Source organism: Bartonella sp. AP3QHHD, from assembly GCF_042195765.1.
Classification (GTDB): domain Bacteria; phylum Pseudomonadota; class Alphaproteobacteria; order Rhizobiales; family Rhizobiaceae; genus Bartonella.
The window spans coordinates 20,950-41,698 of sequence record NZ_JBHIPC010000035.1; the positions used below are offsets into that span (position 1 = coordinate 20,950).

At 36.2% G+C, this 20,749-nt stretch carries 14 protein-coding genes and 1 tRNA gene; 5 read left to right on the plus strand and 10 right to left on the minus strand.

Annotation, left to right across the window (positions count from 1 at the left end; translation table 11 throughout):
* Positions 1-1,442: 1,442 nt before the first annotated feature.
* The 3 genes from ACFIL7_RS01755 to ACFIL7_RS01765 all read right to left on the minus strand — a co-directional run bounded on the left by ACFIL7_RS01755 (position 1,443) and on the right by ACFIL7_RS01765 (position 3,063).
* The gene (locus tag ACFIL7_RS01755) at positions 1,443-1,817 is read right to left on the minus strand and encodes a hypothetical protein (RefSeq protein WP_375634721.1); all 375 of its coding nucleotides are present in this window, start codon (positions 1,815-1,817) and stop codon (positions 1,443-1,445) included.
* A 424-nt stretch (positions 1,818-2,241) separates the two neighbouring features.
* A complete protein-coding gene (locus ACFIL7_RS01760; RefSeq protein ID WP_375632810.1) occupies positions 2,242-2,460 on the minus strand; it encodes a YbfB/YjiJ family MFS transporter in 219 nt (72 codons plus the stop codon).
* Positions 2,461-2,986: 526 nt separating this feature from the next.
* Positions 2,987-3,063: transfer RNA gene (locus ACFIL7_RS01765), tRNA-Arg, on the minus strand.
* Positions 3,064-3,326: 263 nt separating this feature from the next.
* Here ACFIL7_RS01765 and ACFIL7_RS01770 point away from each other — a divergent pair.
* On the plus strand, positions 3,327-4,100 hold the full coding sequence (locus tag ACFIL7_RS01770) for an NAD kinase (RefSeq protein WP_375634722.1): 774 nt from the start codon (positions 3,327-3,329) through the stop codon (positions 4,098-4,100).
* A 146-nt stretch (positions 4,101-4,246) separates the two neighbouring features.
* Complete coding sequence (locus ACFIL7_RS01775; RefSeq protein ID WP_375683278.1) at positions 4,247-5,641, plus strand: DEAD/DEAH box helicase; 1,395 nt, start codon at positions 4,247-4,249, stop codon at positions 5,639-5,641.
* A 60-nt stretch (positions 5,642-5,701) separates the two neighbouring features.
* Here ACFIL7_RS01775 and gltX (ACFIL7_RS01780) read toward each other — a convergent pair whose 3' ends face one another.
* The 7 genes from gltX (ACFIL7_RS01780) to ACFIL7_RS01810 all read right to left on the minus strand — a co-directional run bounded on the left by gltX (ACFIL7_RS01780) (position 5,702) and on the right by ACFIL7_RS01810 (position 16,049).
* The gene (gene gltX / locus ACFIL7_RS01780; RefSeq protein ID WP_375634723.1) at positions 5,702-7,075 is read right to left on the minus strand and encodes a glutamate--tRNA ligase; all 1,374 of its coding nucleotides are present in this window, start codon (positions 7,073-7,075) and stop codon (positions 5,702-5,704) included.
* 10 nt (positions 7,076-7,085) lie between these two features.
* Complete coding sequence (locus ACFIL7_RS01785) at positions 7,086-8,747, minus strand: NAD+ synthase (protein ID WP_375634724.1); 1,662 nt, start codon at positions 8,745-8,747, stop codon at positions 7,086-7,088.
* Between the two features lie 137 nt (positions 8,748-8,884).
* Positions 8,885-10,264, minus strand: coding sequence for a class II 3-deoxy-7-phosphoheptulonate synthase (locus ACFIL7_RS01790; protein WP_375618353.1), 1,380 nt, complete (start codon positions 10,262-10,264; stop codon positions 8,885-8,887).
* 68 nt (positions 10,265-10,332) lie between these two features.
* Entirely contained in the window at positions 10,333-11,724 is a 1,392-nt protein-coding gene (gene gor, locus ACFIL7_RS01795) for a glutathione-disulfide reductase (protein ID WP_375632800.1), read from the minus strand.
* A 204-nt stretch (positions 11,725-11,928) separates the two neighbouring features.
* Complete coding sequence (locus ACFIL7_RS01800; protein ID WP_375634725.1) at positions 11,929-12,498, minus strand: DUF2059 domain-containing protein; 570 nt, start codon at positions 12,496-12,498, stop codon at positions 11,929-11,931.
* 78 nt (positions 12,499-12,576) lie between these two features.
* Entirely contained in the window at positions 12,577-13,308 is a 732-nt protein-coding gene (gene rpiA / locus ACFIL7_RS01805; protein ID WP_375618356.1) for a ribose-5-phosphate isomerase RpiA, read from the minus strand.
* A gap of 482 nt (positions 13,309-13,790) precedes the next feature.
* Positions 13,791-16,049 (minus strand): ComEC/Rec2 family competence protein, encoded by a 2,259-nt coding sequence (locus ACFIL7_RS01810; protein WP_375683279.1) that lies wholly within the window; start codon positions 16,047-16,049, stop codon positions 13,791-13,793.
* Between the two features lie 111 nt (positions 16,050-16,160).
* Between ACFIL7_RS01810 and gltX (ACFIL7_RS01815) the strand changes: the two genes are divergently transcribed.
* From gltX (ACFIL7_RS01815) to ACFIL7_RS01825, 3 genes are all read left to right on the plus strand, one after another.
* Positions 16,161-17,591 (plus strand): glutamate--tRNA ligase, encoded by a 1,431-nt coding sequence (gene gltX, locus ACFIL7_RS01815; protein WP_375634727.1) that lies wholly within the window; start codon positions 16,161-16,163, stop codon positions 17,589-17,591.
* A gap of 261 nt (positions 17,592-17,852) precedes the next feature.
* Positions 17,853-19,148: a citrate synthase gene (gltA, locus tag ACFIL7_RS01820; RefSeq protein WP_375634728.1), complete on the plus strand. Its 1,296-nt coding sequence runs from the start codon at positions 17,853-17,855 to the stop codon at positions 19,146-19,148.
* Between the two features lie 706 nt (positions 19,149-19,854).
* The gene (locus tag ACFIL7_RS01825) at positions 19,855-20,607 is read left to right on the plus strand and encodes a transporter substrate-binding domain-containing protein (RefSeq protein WP_375683280.1); all 753 of its coding nucleotides are present in this window, start codon (positions 19,855-19,857) and stop codon (positions 20,605-20,607) included.
* Positions 20,608-20,749 lie beyond the last annotated feature (142 nt).

Sequence of the window (20,749 nt, forward strand, 5' to 3'; positions counted from 1 at the left end):
TATTCATAAAAAAATATAATAAAGTCAATAGTTTGCATGCAATTATTTTATATGAATCCCATTTAAAATCTACACTTTTATACGTGATTTAATTAACCATTTTTCATAAACAATTACCATGTATGGATAGACCATAAAACGCAAATCATGATGCAAATGTTATAACGCATGTAAACATTCAAATGAAGTGAACGCAGCTATCATTCATAACAGTTCATAAATTTTATGATACGTTTTTATCACACACAAATCGCATTATTAAAAACGTAATCGTTTGAAATTATCGATAACATAAATTGCATGCGTTTAAAGAATGGTATGGGGTTTACTCTTTTTTTGAGCTAAACCTTAAAAGAAATAATCATTTGAAACTATCATAGAATAGGTTTTAATTCATTAAGGGCACATAAAAGGATTTAAAGACAAGTCGATTTTAAAGCGGCGCTTACTAAAAAGTTAGTCAATAATAAGCAGACATCATATAGATATTATCATCACAACAGGTAATGAAATTGATAATGTTATGTCGTAGAAATCAAAAGATTTTTAATGATATAACGCAGGCAAACAAGCAAAAAACGTTTTAAAAGTTACAGTTTAAAAATACGAAACCAAATGACGTCCCCTCAAATTTGAGGATACTTATTAAGACAAAGATAAGTAGATAAATTTCAAAAGGATGGCAATCATATTACAAAGGCATGGTGTTTTACTCAATTTTGAGTTAAAAGCGACAATATTAAAGACTGCTCTACTCTAAAGTTAACGAGCTCAAATTTGGGCTGATTAATTTTGCCAGCCCAAATATGGACCGGCTTATTTGCAGAGAAGTTAAGTTTAAATGCAAAGTAAAAATACGCTTATGAGAACCTCACTAAATGAACGTTTAAACGTTTAGAGACACAAAATGATATCTCTATAAAAACGTTTGAAACCTAGGTTTTATAACAGTTTAAAAGCCTTAGATTTTATAAAAAGCGGTTGTTTATTGTCTTCTGAAAAGCTGCTTTTAAAACCAATGCTTGTAAATTTAAACAACGGGTTTTGTTACAAATATTCACTTAATACGCATTTTCTCTTGATTGTCTTGATATGAACCTACCAAGCGTTGAGACATTTTGATAATGTACTTTGTGTCAAATGACCACTTCAAAAATGCGAGCGTTATTCTTAATACGTTTTATAGCCATACAAAAGTGTTTATAGATTCTGTAATTCAAATGAGTGATTAAATATTATACCTGTCATTTACGTTCCTATTGATCAGTTTTAATCAATAGAATAGAGCGTTTGCAATATGATACGTTTTGTATATATGCATTCATTATTGATTTCTTTTGTATGATCTGTAGTACCTCTATTTAAAAGCAGCGTTATATCAATTGGCACGGCTTTCTTTTATGATGCGTTTATAACCATCAAAGAAGCACTCTCCACGTCTGTCATTTATTCTGTTCATCAATCTTGATAACATCATCACTTTCATAAACCTCACAATTTATGGGAACCGAATATAAATCGCTATGTCTTTTTATTCTTGCATTGCCATAAACAGAGCTATACCCATCAGTATGATACCCCATGCTAGCATTGCCGTAAACCTTGCCTAACAACCGCATGATCATAAACCGCGGCATTGCTATGAATACGTGCACTACCGGATAATTTTTCATTCCCATAAACCCACGCATAATGATAAACTCAACCGTTATAAAAAAGATGAGCATTGTCATAAACATGAGCACCAAAATACACATAGGTTTTATTACATATAAGGGTATTGCCATAGACATAGCCACCAATGGCAGTATTGCCATAGCCCCTTGTATTTTCATAAACACGACTAGATGTTACAACACGGCATTATCAGCAACCCAGCAATTGCCATCATGAGAGAGATTGCTCTTTCATTTTCAATAAAAGCATCTAGACCGCCTTTTTTACATCACCAAAATCTTTTAAAGCACGAATGCGATAATATATATATATACATGACCAGTCACGAAATCCATTTAATTGATCTATTCATATTTTGGATGTTTTTTTCTGATTAACAGGAGCGGTTTCATTTGCAATGGAAGAAATAACGGAGGTGTTTTTTGATATAGTTGTCATATTCAAGCTAATAATAACATATTCATTACCTAGGAGAATAGCAACTCCTATACCTGCCTAAAGCGAAGAAATAATCCGCCCATTATGGCTATGCTGCATGACCATCATAGAACCCAAAACCATCATTCACCAGCAACAAAACGGATCAAAAGGACTAAGTGTTAATGCCATGAAAATAATAAGTGCACTCATTACTATAGCTGCACAAGATAGTATGCGAGGAGCAAGAGATATAATCCCAATTCTGCCAAACGTAAAGAACATACTCCCAACTAAATAACCACCATAATTAGCGTTCGGTATATAAGAAAGTTGATTAAAGCTAAACAATCCCTCATCCAACATAACTGGCAATATTGGTGTATAGAGAAATTACCAGATAACCATATCAAATACAGCATTTTGAAACAATTCAAATCTTGACGGTTGTTTTTTCCCCCTTATTATTCCTTTAACTGGTGATATTCCTCATCCGCGTTCCATATCACCATAACAGCCTTTAACTCCAAAAATAGAATAAAAGCAAATTTAGCTATTTATTTTAATGCTCAAAACAATATATTTAGCGATCTACTGTCAACATCGCCAGATCAGTTGTACAATAACATATTGAATTAATATGTATTTTTATGTTATAAATGTTTATAGTTAAATTGAAAGCATATTTAGATAATCTTGCTTTTTTATCTCGATATTCAAAATGACTAACCGAAAAATTATATACGCAGCCGTAAATTTTACTTCTCTTGAAATTATTTGCTTATTCGCTACAAAACTTAATAAACAACTCAAATGACCATTTTCATAAAAGAGGAAATTGGCTTTTTTTTAGGTAATATTGTTATTTAGGATGATATGAAGTTGAAGAATTTGGTGCACCCGACAGAATTCGAATCTGTGACCTCTGCCTTCGGAGGGCAGCGCTCTATCCAGCTGAGCTACGGGTGCTTCACACTGATTATTAAAATCAGTTATGGTCTTTTAACTAATCATACTCTTAGCTTCAATGCTAAATTATCATTCTAATAAAAAAATTACTCGTTTGTAATTTATCTAACGACGCATTCCTTTTACTTTTTAATGATACTTTACCTTGAAATAACTTCTCTTTATTCAATGCTCTTTTTATTATAAAAAGAGCTTTTATTACAACTTCAAAACTCTCAAAAATAAGTTACAACATAAATTATAAGTATCAGGATAATTTTTAAATGGCTACATCACCAAGTCGCTTTCATTTTATTTCCGCAGAAACTGAGGAGGCTATCAAAGCTACCCATAAATTAATTTCCGTTTATGGTCATTCTTCTCTGGAAGAAACTGATATTGTTGTTGCAATCGGTGGTGATGGGACAATGTTACAAACCGTACGAGATGTCATGAACACAGGCAAACCTATTTATGGTATGAATCAAGGTTCTGTAGGATTTCTTATGAATGAATTTCATGAAAAAAAATTGCCCAATCGTATTGCTGCCGCACATAAAAAAGAAATCCATCCCCTGCGCATGATTGCAAAATCTGAATGTCAAGATTCTATCGAGGCGCTTGCAATTAATGAAGTATCCCTCTTTCGGCAATCTTATCAAGCGGCAAAAATTCGCATCACCATTGATAACAACGTACGAATGGAACAATTAAGTTGTGATGGTGTCCTCGTCGCTACACCAGCTGGATCAACCGCCTATAATTTATCAGCACAAGGACCTATCTTACCTCTTATGGCTCCCCTTATGGCCCTCACTCCCGTTAGCCCTTTTCGCCCTCGGCGTTGGCATGGAGCTTTGCTTCCCAATACAGTAACAGTGCGCTTTGATATGCTTGAACCTGACAAACGCCCTGTAAACGCTGCTGCAGATAATATTGAAGTTAAATCTGTCCATTCAGTTACTATTTCAATGGCAACAGAAGTAACAGCTTCAATCCTTTTTGACTCAAATCATTCATGGGATGAGCGCATTTTATCAGAACAATTTCGCTATTAATGATTGTATTATGCGTTTTATATGTATATGATTGTTATAGTTAGTTTTTTTGTGAAAACATCTTAACACTTTTAAAGAGTGTAGAATATTGGTTATAATCATCATTTAGATAGCGCAGTTAAAATCACAGAGCAGTTGATAAAAAAATGATACCATCTTTAAACAGTTTTGATGATTTAGGTCTTTCCGCAAAGGTTATTAATGCGGTGAAATCAGCGGGGTATACATCTCCGACACCTATTCAAAGTGAAACAATTCCGCATGTCCTTCAAAGAAAAGACGTTTTAGGAATCGCCCAAACGGGAACAGGTAAAACCGCCTCTTTCGTATTGCCTATGCTCACTCTCCTTGAAAAAGGTCGTGCAAGAGCACGCATGCCCCGTACGCTTATCTTAGAACCAACAAGAGAAATTGCAGCTCAAGTTGAAGAAAATTTCGATAAATACGGCATAAATCATCGTTTAAATGTTGCTCTTTTGATTGGTGGCGTTTCTTTTGAACTCCAAGATCGCAAACTTGAACGGGGAGCTGATGTTCTTATAGCAACACCAGGGCGCCTTCTTGATCATTGCGAGCGCGGTAAACTGCTCCTGATGGGCGTTGAAATCCTTGTGATTGATGAAGCTGATCGCATGTTGGATATGGGCTTTATTCCTGATATTGAACGCATCTGTAAACTAACCCCTTTTACGCGTCAAACTTTGTTCTTTTCTGCAACAATGGCGCCAGAAATTACAAAGCTAACGAAACAATTTTTACATTCTCCTGTATCTGTTGAAGTTACAAAAGCTTCCTCAACAGCTACCACAATTACACAACGGCTTGTCAAATCTGGAAATAAATCATGGGATAAAAGAGCGGTTTTACGAGAGCTGATCCAAAATGAAGGTGCAGAGCTTCAAAATGCAATCATTTTCTGTAATCGAAAGAGAGATATCTCTGAACTTTTTAGATCGCTCATCAAACATAACTTTAATGTAGGGGCACTTCATGGAGATATGGACCAATATTCGCGCATGAACACCCTAGCTGATTTTAAAAATAATAAACTTACACTTCTTGTTGCTTCTGATGTTGCTGCCCGCGGTCTCGATATTCCAGCTGTAAGTCATGTATTTAACTATGATGTTCCGACACATGCTGAAGACTATATCCATCGAATTGGTCGTACAGGGCGTGCAAATCGCAGCGGAAAAGCCTTTACAATCGTTACAAAAGCTGATCAAAAATATATCAATGCCATCGAGGAAATGAGTAATGAAAAAATTGAATGGCTCAATGGAGATCTTTCAACTTTAATAGCCGATGCTCAAACAGAAGATATTGTTGTAAAGAAAAAATCTTCAAAGAAAACTGCTCCAAAAGAGCCTGTTGCTCACACTAAAAAATCTGTAGAAGAGAATAAAACAGAATATATCAAAAATGCAAATAATAAGGAGAAGCCATCTGAGCAACAACGCTCACGAAAAAATAAGAATTACACGCCCCTTGGATTTGGTGATGATATTCCTGCATTCATGCTCATAAAGACGCGTAGATAGACTCGTCCTTTACTCTCTGTAAGCATAAAGTAAATAAAAGATGCCTTTTAAAAGTTTCTCTTATTTCTTAGAGAGTCTTTCTATTACCTTTTCACGCCCTAAAAGCTGCAAAAGATTTCCCATTTCAGGTCCATGATCCATGCCCGTAAGTGCTTGACGTAATGGCATAAATAAGAACTTTCCTTTCCGACCTGTTTTTTCTTTTAATGCTGTTGTCCAAATTTTCCAACTTTCCTCATTCAAAGCACCTTCAGGTAAGAAATCGAGTGATTGACGCACAAATACACGATCCTCTAGTGCCACTGTATCAAAATTCTGTTCATCATGAATGATTTTCCACCACAAAACAGCATCATTGACTTTATCAATATTGCGTCTTATCGCGTTCCAGAAATATTCCGCCTTATCTCCCTCAATAGAAAGTTTTTTAAGGCGCATTTTAACGTCCTCATAACTTAGTTCATGGACAAGATGACTATTCAAAGAAAGAAGATCAGCAATATCAAATTTTGCAACCGATTTTGATGTATCTTGTAAATTAAAATGCTCTAAAAGCGCTGCTTGATGGGGATAGGGATGTACATTTTGTGATGTCCCAATCAAAACGGCAAGGCATTGAACAGCTATAGATTCAAATCCTTTTTCCCGTAGAGAACGAATAGAAAGATCATTATTACGTTTTGAAAATCCTTTTCCTAAAACTGTCGCCAATAAATTGGTATGAGCAAAAACCGGTAATTCTGCATTAAGAGCTTTAAAAAGAGCAATTTGAGCGCCTGTATTTGTAATATGATCATCCCCACGAATAATATGCGTAATAGCCATATCTACATCATCAACAATAGACGGCAATGTATAAAGATAGCTTCCATCTTCACGAATAAGAACAGGATCTGAAAGAGAAGCCAAATCAATCGTCTGCTTTCCCTTTATTGCATCATTCCAGCAAACTTCTGTTCGCTTTGTTTGTAAAGGATCACTTTCAAAATTAGGAAGAAGAAAACGCCAATGGGGTTTACGACCTTGAGATTCAAAGTTTTTTTTCTCTTCTGCTGTCAATTTTAATGCTGCACGGTTATAAATAGGAGGCAATTTGCGTGAAAGCTGGATTTTACGACGCCGCTCTAATTCTTCTGCAGTCTCATAACAGGGATAAAGAAGCCCGCGTTGTTTGAGAATTTCTGCAACTTCATCATATCGATTAAATCGCTTAGATTGGTAATAAATTGAATCTGGTTGAATACCAAACCATTCAAGATCAACAGCAATAGCATCAATATATTCTTGTTTAGAACGTTCAACATCTGTATCATCATAGCGCAAAATAAATTCTCCTTTATGCGCTTGCGCATAAAGCCAATTGAAAAGCGCAATACGGATATTGCCAATATGAATATAACCTGTTGGAGAGGGAGCAAAACGAACTTTAACCATAACATAATACTCAATTTTTATCGCGAAAATGATTGACTATAGGATAGCGACGATCGCGTCCGAAATTCTTGTAACTGATTTTTACACCGGGTGCAGATTGTCGCCTTTTATATTCAGCACTATAAAGAAGCTGTTCAATTTTCTCAACAATTTCCCGTGAATACCCACGTTGAACAATATCACCAATACTCATGTCATTTTCTACAAGAGATTGCAAAATATCATCTAGAATAGGATAAGGTGGAAGTGAATCTTCATCTTTTTGATTTTCCCGCAGCTCTGCAGAAGGCGCTTTTTCTATAATATTGGATGGAATGACAATTCCTTCTGGTCCTCTCAAATTGTGCAAGTGATTTTTATTGCGCCACTCAGCTAATGCATAAACCTGCATTTTATAAATATCTTTAAGAGGATTAAACCCGCCATTCATATCCCCATACAATGTTGCATATCCCACAGCCATTTCTGACTTATTGCCTGTCGTTACCACCATTGAGCCGAATTTATTTGAAAGCGCCATTAAAAGTGTACCGCGTATACGACTTTGAAGATTTTCTTCTGTGACGTCAGAGGATAACCCTGAAAAAACAGGTGCCATTGTCTTTAAAAAAGCCTCAACAGGTTGTGCAATCGGTATGATTTCATAACAACATCCCAAAAGATCAGCACATTCTTTGGCATCTTTTAATGATTCTTGCGAAGTATAATGATAGGGCATCATAATGGTGCGAACCCTCTCAGCACCAAGAGCATCCACCGCCATTGCCGTACACAGGGCTGAATCAATTCCTCCTGAAAGACCAAGAATAACATCCTTAAAGCCGTTTTTATTAACGTAATCTTTCAAACCTAAAACACAAGCTTGATAATCGGCCGCTAATCCATTGAGAAGACTTTCTTTAGGACCTGAAATACAGTGCCATCCCGTCGTTGTTTTTTGCCAATGGCTTAAAGCAATATGGCTATCAAAGTGTTTCATTTGAAATATCTTTTTTCCTTCTCCATTCAAGGCAAAAGACCCGCCATCAAAAACGAATTCATCTTGACCACCAACTTGATTAGCATAAATAATTGGCACCCCAGATTGTAGAGCTTGCGTATGAACAACATCTATACGTCTTAAAGTTTTATTACGATAGTAGGGAGATCCGTTAGCGACAAGAATAATTTCCGCTCCTTTATCTTTAAGCTCTGTACTAAGAGAGGAATCATTCCAAATATCCTCACAAATGACTATTCCTAATTTAATTCCATGATAAACAATAGGCTGAGGACGTGGACCTGAAGAAAATAAACGCTTTTCATCAAATTCAGCATAATTAGGTAAATCAAACTTCAAACTTTCGGCAATGACTCTCCCTTCATCAAGAAGCATGACACCGTTGTAAATATTGCCATTGCGTCTTAATGGAAGTCCAATGACAATTCCTGGTCCGCCTACGGTTATCTTTGCTAATTTCTCAACAGTCTCTTCACATGTTTTTGTAAAAGCAGGTTTTAGAACAAGATCTTCCGGCGAATAAGCGCTTATAAAAAGTTCCGTGAATAAAACAAGATCTGCCCCCTCTTCTTTGGCCTTTTGATGCGCCATGACAGCTAAAGAAAAATTCCCCTCAATATCACCGACAATAGGATTTAATTGAGCAATTGATACCCGAAAATTATTTTTCATAAGCCTTTGTATCATTTCATCAGTTTAGTAACCACAACTTTATTCTTCATCATCTTTATTCTTCATCATCGGAAATATCATTTTTAAAAATTCTCTTCTGCCATAATGACCTAAAAAAATATTAGGCAAATTTTTGCCTACCCCCCAGCAGCAATTGCTAACGAGTCAGTCACGCGATTTTTTTTAAGGAGTTCAGCAACAAGAAAAGCCAATTCTAACGCTTGATCTGCATTTAACCGTGGATCACATTGCGTATGATAACGATCAGATAAATCGTCCACAGAAATGGCATGTGCCCCTCCTGTACATTCAGTAACATCACGACCTGTCATCTCAATATGAATGCCTCCTGGATAAGTTCCCTCTCCACGATGCACTGCAAAAAAATTCTCTACTTCTTTTAAAACATAATCAAAGGGACGCGTCTTATAACCATTGGCAGTAATTGTATTGCCATGCATTGGATCACATGACCATATAACCGCACGCTTCTCGCGTTCAACGGCACGGATGAGTTTAGGCAGATAACTTTCAACTTTATCATAACCAAAGCGCGTAATGAGAGTAAGCCGCCCTAGCTCGTTTTCAGGATTTAAAATATCAATTAATTTTAAAAGCTCATCAGACTCAATGGAAGGACCACATTTTAATCCTATAGGATTCTTAATGCCGCGACAATATTCAACGTGAGCATGGTCAATCTGACGCGTACGGTCACCAATCCATAACATATGACCAGATGTTGCATACCAATTTCCTGAAGTTGAATCAATCCGAGTCAAAGCCTCTTCATAACCAAGCAACAGTGCTTCATGACTGGTATAAAAAGATGTTTCACGCAATGAAGAATGTGTTTTGGATGTAATCCCTATAGAACGCATAAAATCAATTGCTTCAGAAATACGCTCTGCCAATAATTCATAACGTTCTCCCTGCGGACTGTTAGAAACAAAACTCAACATCCATGTGTGAACATTTTCTAAATTAGCATAGCCACCTTGTGAAAAAGCACGCAATAGATTAAGTGTTGCCGCAGATTGGCGATAAGCCATAGACATCCGTTGCGGATCTGGAATACGAGAACCTGCTTCAAATTCAATGCCATTAATAATATCCCCACGATAAGCAGGAAATTCAACTCCCTCTTTTCTTTCAATATCAGAAGAGCGAGGCTTTGCAAATTGACCAGCAATACGACCAATTTTAACAACCGGTTTAGAACTACCAAAGGTCAAAACAATCGCCATTTGCAAAAATACACGAAAAAAATCACGGATATTATCAGCTTCATGTTCTGCAAAGCTTTCGGCACAATCACCACCTTGCAATAAAAAAGCTTGTCCTTTTGCAACAGCTGCTAATTCATTTTTTAAATCACGTGCTTCACCGGCAAAAACTAAAGGAGGGTAACTTCTCAGTTTTCGTTCAACATCTTCTAACATAGACTTATCCGGATAAGTCGGAACTTGTTTAATTGGCCTTGTTCTCCAAGAGTCAGGTGCCCATTCTTTTATCATTACACTCTCTCTAAAGATTAATCTTACAGATTGGCATATCAAAAGCTTTTTACCGCAATATATGCTGTTTAACTTTCTATTTTCTTCCCATTTTCATATATATAACTTGGTTTATACATCGTTACCAATTCTTCTGCCATCGTTGGATGCACTGCCATCGTTTCATCAAAGATATCCTTCGTCAGCTTTCCTTTGAGAGCTATCCCAATAAGCTGTGCCATCTCACCAGCGTTTTCCCCTAAAATATGAGCGCCCACAACAATACGGCTTTCACCATCAACAATGAGTTTCATAAGCATTTTCTCTGAACTACCAGAAAGAACATTACGCATAGGACGAAAAACTGTACGATAAATTTCAAGACGCTTATAACGCTTTACCGCCTCCTCTTCTGAAAGACCAACCGTTCCAATCTCTGGCTGTGAAAAAACTGCTGTTGTAATTAAATCATAATCAGGTGTTGTTGGAATATTCTCAAATGCTGTCTTAACAAAACACATTGCATCATGAATCGCAACAGGTGTTAATTGAATATGACCTGTTACATCACCAACAGCCCAAATATGGGGGATATTTGTTGTCATTTTCTCATCAACAACAACTGCACCAAATTCATTCACCTTAACACCTGCCCGCTCAAGTCTTAAACCCATTGTATTTGGTACACGCCCCGTAGCCAACATAATCTGATCGGCTCTGATTATTTTCCCATTTGATAAAATAACTTCATAACAATTTTCTGCAGCCTGCACTTTAGAAATTGTTACACCATAGAGAATAGAAATCCCTTTTTCAGTCATTTCATCGCTGAGCAATTGCCGCAAATCATGATCAAAACCACGAAGGATTAAATCACCACGATGGAGCAGCGTTGTTTTTACACCTAATTCATGAAAAATATTAGCAAATTCAACACCAATATACCCTCCACCAACAATGACTATTGATTTTGGGAGTTGATCAAGGTCAAAAATCTCATTAGAAGTGAGGCAAAATCCACCGCCTTCTATGGACGTATTTGGTGCAACTTTTGCCCCTGTTGCAATCAAAATTTTTTCTGCACTGACCCGCTCACCCGTGGCAGAAAGCTCTAATGTGTGATCATCTACAAAAGTAGCACGACTTTCATAAATATGCACATTGTTATTCTCTAATCCCTTACGATACAGCCCTTCTAACCTTGATATTTCTTTATTTTTAGCTGCAACCAACTTTTCCCAACTAAAAATTGGATCCGCATATTTCCACCCAAAACCAACACTTTTCTTAAATTCTTTTACATATTGTGATGCATAAACATAAAGTTTTTTGGGAACACAGCCACGAATAACACAAGTGCCCCCTATACGATATTCCTCTGCTATAGCGACCCGCTTGCCAAGACCTCCAGCAAGCCGTGCTGCACGCACTCCACCAGAACCACTTCCAATAACAAATAAATCAAAGTCAAAAGAGCCCACGAATTATTCCTTCTTATACATCTGCAAGAGTAGGCTAAGATCTTTTATTATCAAATGAAAGTCTTTTTTTCTTTTGAAGAAGCCTTTTTTATAAAGCAGCATTCTAAAAGGACTTATTCTCATTAAAACATTTAAAACGGCGGGAAAACCGCCGCTATTTTAAAAATCAGAAATTGCCCATTGGTTGTCATGATATCAATCAAGCTATTTTTTATTTCCTGAAGATTCTGATTTTATAGGCACATTTGTAGGCATCGTAGAATTATTCAAATTAAGTGTTTCAGACATCTCTTTTCTCACATTTTCTACAAGATCCTGCATAAAAGCAGTACGCCATATATCAAATGCTGAGTAAGAATCACGTGCGATATTGGGAACTTCTGTCAAAAACTTTTTACCGGTATCAGAATTATAAAATGTTGTTATTGCATCAAGCTCTTTTTGAGTAAAATATTTTGCATATACATGAGCAATCTCTTTTTCTAGATCAGAGCGCCTTTTAATTAAAGCAAGTGCGTGCTTATCAACAATATCAGAAATATCCGCTGCCAAGTTTGGATCATCCCTCATCAGTACAGTTTTAAGATCTTCTACCGCATTTGGTAAAAAACTATCAAACTGATCCGTTGCGTGAATGGCACTTATAGCTTTTCTAGCTGAATCTAAATGTTGATCGCTCACACCTTGTGCATAAGCCATTCCAATATTCACAACAAAAACGACAACTACACCCAAATATACGACAAAACGCTGAAAAGAAAATATTATTTTCATTTAATGATTACCCCGATCGCTAATTATAATTTTAATTCGTTATTCTACCTAAAATCTTTAAGACCCTTTTTTACTGTGCTAACATATCGTCATGAAACTGTCTTCTCTAAAATCAAAAGATTCTAAAATTTTTGTTTGACCATCAGCCATAGCGACAATTGCACGTGAAGCCAACCCCAAAAAAAGTCCATGCTCAACAACACCAGGAATAGCAAGAAGTGCATCCGATAATGGTTTTGGTTGCAAAATGCAGCCCCAAAATGCATCAAGAATAAAATGGCCACCATCTGTTTCAAAAGGATTTTTTCCATTCATTCGCAATGCAATTTTTCCAGAAAGCCCTAAATCATCAGCAACTTTTTCAATGGCTCTGCATGTTGTGTGGATACCAAATGGATTAACTTCAATTGGTAGTGCAAAAGCACCAAGTCTTTTTACCACCTTTGTTTCATCCGCAATGACAAGCATTGCACGAGATGCCGACGCTACAATTTTTTCATACAACAATGCTCCCCCTCCCCCTTTAATGAGCATCATCTCAGGACCAATTTCATCTGCTCCGTCAATATCAAGATCCAGCTCAGGTATTTGTTCTAAAGTGCTAACAGGCACTCCAAACTTATGACAGAGTTGTTCAGAATATTTTGAAGTAGCAACACCAGTCACCCGCAAACCATCCGCAACACGCTCACCTAGAAGACGAATAAATTCATTGACTGTCGAACCAGATCCGATTCCAAGCCGCATACCATCTTCCACAAACTCAAGCGCTTTAATAGCTGCCATTTTTTTTAACTGCTGAACATTCATGAATGACTTTGCCTTCTATCCGTATAAGCAGCATTTATCACCCCTATTACCACCGATAATAATGATAATAAAAGATAACCTCTTGACGCAATCTATTTAAATTGACCATCATCTTTTGCTTGAAGAGATGTTACTCGTTATAGAAATATATGATAAGAATAAAATAGAATAATCAACAATTATCTTTTTTATTTCTTTGAGAATATTTGTTAGCATTTTTCTCATTCAATAAGAATTTTTGATTTATTTTGTGCTATCAATAGGATGCACAAAAATGCACATATCAATTTTTTTGAAAAAATTAAAATGATCAGATATAAAAAATCATCTATTTCTAGAAAACTGTAGATTATTATCTCATTTCAATGACGTTGATAAACTTACCAATTTAAATACCGTAAAATATTATGAGAAAAGTCTTCTGTTATTTTTTGTTTTGTCATTATCCAAATGTGAAGCAAAATATGACTGATTATATGTTTTTATGAACGCTGTCTGTGCATATTCCATGGTCTATGAAACCCTAGCGAAGACCAAATAATATCTCCACCTTTGGTCATCATAACGCTTCCTCGTGATAACAATTGTTGAAGTATAAATATTGTTTTTGCCTTCTTGTAACAAGTTGGATTATGCATCACAAATGTCTGAATGAGAATATCTGCCTCTACACATTGACCTGTTTCTCTCTGTAAAACGATCACTTTTAATCCATTATCCAATAAAGATGTACATACATGATAATCACAAATAAATTGTCCGTGCAACGAAGGACCATATTTTGTTGGTTTAATCGTTTCCTTCACACGAAATGACTTTTTCCATATGGATGTCGTGAACTTAGAAATATAGTAACGATCAATATATAACTTTTTATCATGGATAACGCCCACGAGACGCATATTATCTGCTATAATCAGTTGTACAGGTGAATGCATTACACAAATAGAAATACCTGCCAAAATAAACAAACTAAAAAAGAGCCGGATGGGTGTTTTGCAAAAAGTCAGTCCAACCAAGCCTATACTCAATAAAACTAACGCTGATAACGGCATAAAACCAGGATTCAAATCAGGAGAAATAGCCTTGATAGCATGTGCAATCTTTATTACAAGATCAACTCCAAAACCCATAATTTGAAGAGGAAGCCATTCGAATCCTCCTAACATTGCAAGAACTGCGATTAATCCAAAGGGAATGACAAAAATTGAGATGACAGGCAAAGCAAAAGCATTACTGATAATGCTCAACGATGCCATATTAGAAAAATGATAAGCAGCATAAATTCCACTTGCACTCCCTGCAACAAAGGAAGAAGCACATGTTGAAAGCATCGATAAGAAAACAAAATTTATCACTCCTCCTCCAACATAAGAGGGAGTTGTTTTTCTTTTACGAAAAAATGACCTTCCACTCCACCAATCAAAAAAAGCGATCAAAGCAGCAGTCGCAGAAAAGGACATTTGAAAGCTAGGACCTAATATTTCATGGGGTGTCATCGCTAGAGTTATCAACCCTGCAATGGAAAAATTACGCATTGTTATAGCAGAGCGATTACACAATATAGCAACCAACATAACAGCAATCATCACAAAACTTCTTTGCGCTGATATTGCTAAGCCCGACAATAACAAATAAAAAGCTGTTATCATAAAAGCAACGATAGCAGCAAATTTTTTACTGGAATAATAGGAAGAAAAAACTGGAAAAAATGCTAAAAAACTACGGATACTCAAAAGAACTATGCAGCTTAACAACGCCATATGTAAACCTGATATTGATAAAATATGAGCTAATCCAGCTGTACGTAATGCTTCATTTGTCTCATTTGAAATACCAGCACGCTGCCCTGTTATGAGGGCAGCTGCAACACTCCCCTTTTCTCCTTCAAGGGCTATACGGATTCTTTGTGTCATCTTCGTGCGTAAATTTTCAATTTTCTGTAGAATGATAGCGAATATTCCATCAGGCTGCGAAACGGATATTTTTCTTGGTTTTCCTAAATAAACGCCTTGTGCTCCAATTCTTTTAAAATAATTATGAAAACTAAAATCGTAGCCTCCTGGACGCACCGGCCCAGAGAATGCACGAATCTTAACTTTTCCATGCAATCCATCACCAATCGCTAAGCCAGATGGCAAATATCTTGCCGATAAACGAACACGATGAAGACTATGGCGTAATACGGGATTTTCTGTATTCAAAATATCCAAAACTAAACGAAATCCTCCTTTGGCACCTGACTCAATAGAAACAATTCTTCCCGTCAATGTAGTGACAATGTCACTGCTTAGCATGGGTGTTGCAATACGCCACGTTTCTATTTTTGCCGCTAAAACACCCAATATAATACAAAACAGAAACCCCACGGGAATCCATATTTTTCGATAAAAACGTGCAACATAGAATATTCCCAGAAAAATACTGACCAACGCCCCCAATTGTCCCCAACTTGGTTCCCACTCTAAATGAAAATAGAAAATGATTCCTAGGGCAAAAAAGACTAAAATCAGCGAAAAAAGGATACCAAAAGAAACTTCTTTATTAATACAATCTTCTAACCATTTGCGAAAAAAAATGATTACTTCTTTTAAGAGTGTCAATAAAAAAAGTTTTTGTTGATTATAGCTACCGTTCTTTGCATCATCATACCTAGAAAAAACACTCTGCCCTATCTGACATGGCTTTTTTCTTTCTGTAACAGATTTTTCGGATAAACCCTCTTTACTTTTATAAAACATCAGTCCCCCACTTTAACTCGCAATACGGCTATTGCACGCCCCATCACTTATGCTAACATGACTTTTCTATAAAATTCCATAAGTAATATCTTAGTTTAAAGGAAAATATTCGTGTCTGTTATTACTCGTTTTGCCCCTTCACCCACTGGCTTCCTTCACATTGGTGGTGCTCGTACTGCTCTTTTTAATTGGCTTTATGCAAAACATACCGGTGGAAAAATGCTTTTACGAATTGAAGATACAGACCGAGAGCGTTCAACAGAAGCAGCTGTAAAAGCCATTATAGATGGCTTGCACTGGATGGGTCTTAGTTATGATGGCGCCCCTATTTCGCAATTCGAACGTGCAGAACGTCACCGCCAAATCGCTGAACAGTTGGTCAAGAATGGCAAAGCATATTATTGTTATGCTTCACCTGAGGAGTTAGCTGAAATGCGTGAAAAAGCCCGTACAGAAAGGCGCCCACCCCGTTATGATGGACGTTGGCGGGACCGTGATAGTTCTGAAGCTCCTAAAGGTGTTAAGCCTGTTATTCGCATCAAAGCCCCTCAAGATGGAGAAACGATCATACATGACCGTGTTCAAGGTGATGTCCGTTTTCCTAATAAAGATCTCGATGACTTTGTTATTTTACGTTCTGATGGTTCGCCTACCTATATGCATGCTGTTGTCGTTGATGATCATGATATGGGCATCACACATATTATACGTGGTGACGATCATCTTACCAACGCAGCCCGACAAACGATTATCTTTAAAGCAATGGGATGGGACATTCCTGTTATGGCCCATATTCCTCTTATCCATGGTGAAAACGGTGCAAAATTATCAAAGCGACATGGTGCGCTCGGTGTTGATGCCTACCGAACAATGGGATATCTTCCTGCTGCTTTGCGCAATTACCTTGTCCGTTTAGGTTGGAGTCATGGTGATGACGAACTGATGTCACTTAAAGATATGATTTCTTGGTTTGATATTGAGGATATTAACAAAGGTGCTGCTCGTTTTGATCTCAAAAAACTCGATTCCATCAACGGACACTATATGCGTATGAGTAATGATCAAGAACTTTTTGATGCCGCTCTTAATATTCTACCAGAAACCGATAGGGGAGCACAAATTATTGAAAGACTTGATGAAAAACGCCGTGTTCAATTTTTAAAAGCAATCCCGCATTTGAAAGAACGTTCAAAAACACTGTGCGAACTGATTGACAATGCCTCCTTCATTTTTACGCAACGACCTTTACAACTTAATGAAAAAGCTCAAATACTCTTAGATAAAAATGGACGAACCATTTTAAACGATCTTTATCTTGCTCTGAAAGCTTGCCCCTCTTGGGATACAAAAACTCTAGATGAAACACTTCGCTCTTGTGTACAAACACAGAATCTCAAATTTGGATCTATCGCCCAACCACTTCGCGCAGCTCTTACAGGATGTGCAACATCACCAGGTGTTTTGGATGTTCTTATTTTATTAGGACGCGATGAATCCCTTCATCGCATCAAGGACCAACTTATCACAACAATATGCCCATGATGGACACTGAGTATATTTCCTCAAATAAGGATCTATACAGATATCTCAACGTGCCCTAAAAGAGTTTTTTATGTTATATCATTGAAATACATTTCTTATTGAGTAATAATGATCAATAAGGAAATATTTTTAGATTGCATGTACTCACTTTTAGAGGCAATCTACCCTTAAATAAGTAAGAAAAGCTTCAGTTATACATCCCCCACTCTGATGAAGCAGAGTCTTAATTTTTAGAAGTGAAGGATCTGAAAGGAATACCGAATGTCTGAGAATAACGCATATATTATTGTGAATGATAAAAAAGTAGAGCTTCCCTTGCGTAAAGGCACGAGTGGACCTGAAGTCATTGAAATTGCTTCTCTCTATAAAAAAACCGATATTTTTACTTATGATCCTGGTTTTACTTCAACAGCTTCTTGTGAATCAAAAATTACTTATATCGATGGTGATAAAGGCATATTGCTTTATCGTGGTTATCCTATTGATCAATTGGCTGAAAAAGGAGACTTTCTCGAAAGTTGTTATCTTTTACTTTATGGTGAACTCCCAACACAGCAAGAAAAAAATGAATTTGATCGATGTATTATGCAGCATACCATGGTCCACGAACAATTTGCACGCTTCTTCCATGGCTTCCGTCGTGATTCTCATCCTATGGCCGTCATGGTTGCCTGCCTTGGCGCTATGTCTGCGTTCTATCACGACTCTATTGATATTACAGATCCTCAGCAGAGAATGATTGCTTCTGTTCGTCTTATCTCAAAAGTTCCAACGCTTGCTGCTATGGCCTATAAATACAGTATTGGACAAGCATTTGTTTATCCACGTAATGATCTTAGTTATGCTGCAAATTTCCTCCATATGTGCTTTGCTGTTCCTTGTGAAGAATATAAAACAAACCCTGTGCTTGCTCGGGCGATGGATCAAATCTTTACCCTTCATGCAGATCATGAACAAAATGCTTCTACATCTACGGTACGTCTTGCTGGATCCTCAGGTGCTAATCCGTTTGCCTGTATTGCAGCAGGTGTTGCATGCCTTTGGGGACCAGCACATGGTGGTGCCAATGAAGCATGCCTAAAAATGCTACAAGAAATAGGTTCTATTAAAAGAATTCCTGAATTTATTGCACGTGCAAAAGATAAAAATGATCCTTTCCGCCTTATGGGCTTTGGGCACCGTGTCTATAAAAATTATGATCCACGTGCAAAAATCATGCAAAAAACCTGTCATGAAGTTTTAAAAGAACTCAACATTCAAGATGACCCTCTTCTTGATATTGCAATAGAGCTTGAAAAAATTGCCTTAAGTGATGAATATTTTATTGAGAAAAAGCTTTATCCCAATGTTGATTTCTATTCCGGCATTACATTAAAAGCTCTAGGTTTTCCAACTGAAATGTTTACTGTCCTTTTTGCATTGGCGCGCAGTGTCGGGTGGGTGGCACAATGGAAAGAAATGATTGAAGACCCTGCACAAAAAATTGGTCGTCCTCGACAACTCTACACAGGCTATGCTATGCGTGACTATGTTCCTATAGATGAACGTGCAAATTAAAAAAAGAAATCAATAAAGCTTCAATTTACTGAAGCTTTATTGAGAGTAATCAAAAAACATCCTTTAAGAATTTTTATAAAACGTGATTTTAAAACTCTTTCTACAGAGATAACATCATCATAAAAATTTACTAAAAAATTCTAAGTTTTAGCTCTGTAAAGAAATTGAGAATACTCTTCTGCGAATTAGCCAAACATTTAGCAAAAAGAAATTGAAAATTTTACCTTATAATCCTTATTATCTTTAATGGAAATGTATTCCCTATTATTCCCCCATGTTTAAAAGCCTTATTACATATTAAAATCTAGCAATGTCAGAATTTTTCTTTCTATCTTCTTCAGATAAAATTGCAAAAAGCTTACATTAAGTGCTTCTCTAGTTAGAATAAAAACACTTTACATTTTGTCCTGTTAAAAGCTGAAATTTTCTTTGTATTTAAGTTGATAGTTTTTCTTTTAAAGATAAATTATTGATTTTTAAATAAAATTATTAAAAATCACCCTATAACCAATAAGAGGTGACTTTCTTTCCTATATTTTTTATTCCCATACTTTATAAAAAGAAATTATTTTTTTGATAATGATATTCAGCATAATGATAGCAAAATGAACACAGATAAATTTTTTACATTGCTCCAAAAGAGCTTACAGATTATAAAAATTCATGATGGTTTCATATTTGCCAGCTTATCTAATAGGAGAACATAATGAAATTATTAGCAGGAGCTCTTATAATAAGCGCGACACTGTTTACCCTATCGTCCAATTCTCAAACGCTGAAAATTGCAAGCGATGCTTCTTATCCGCCATTTAGTTATATTGACTCAAATAACAAACTGCAAGGGTTTGATATTGATATATCTTATGCGCTTTGTAAAAAAATGAATGTTGAATGTACTATTGTCACACAAGACTTTGAGGGGATGATTCCCGGTCTTCTTGCCAAAAAATATGATGCTATCGTTTCTTCCCTTTCTCCTACAAAAGAGCGCTTACAAAAAATTGATTTTACAGATCCTTACTACAACACAGCACTCGCTGTTATCGTTACCAAAAATTCGGAAATTAAAGAAATCTCAACACAAGCCTTTAGAGGTAAAAACCTTGGTGTACAATCAAATACAACACAAGCTGCATATGCGGAAGATCATTATGCCTCTGAAGGAGTTAATATCAAACTTTATCCTACAGCAACAGAAGTTAATCGTGATCTTTTAAGCCATCGGCTTGATATCATCATCTTTGATAAATTAAAAGCATTAAATTGGCTTGAAAATGAAGGAAAAGACTGCTGTCTCCTCTTGGGAACTCTAGAAGAAACAAATTTTCCTATTGCAATTGCACTCCGTCAAAATAATAATGATCTTAAAAACAGTTTTAATAAAGCAATAGAAGAAATCCGCGCCGATGGAACCTATGAGAAAATTATGAGAAAATATTTTACTTTCGATATCAATTAGATAGTACTATGAATTAAAACTCAATCTGTATATTTAAGGGGTATCTTTAACTCTTTATTGAACATGCAGGTATAATTGGAAATTCGGCATTTTTATAAGAAAATTTACATTTATCAAAATAACTTTTAATTGCTCCTTGAGA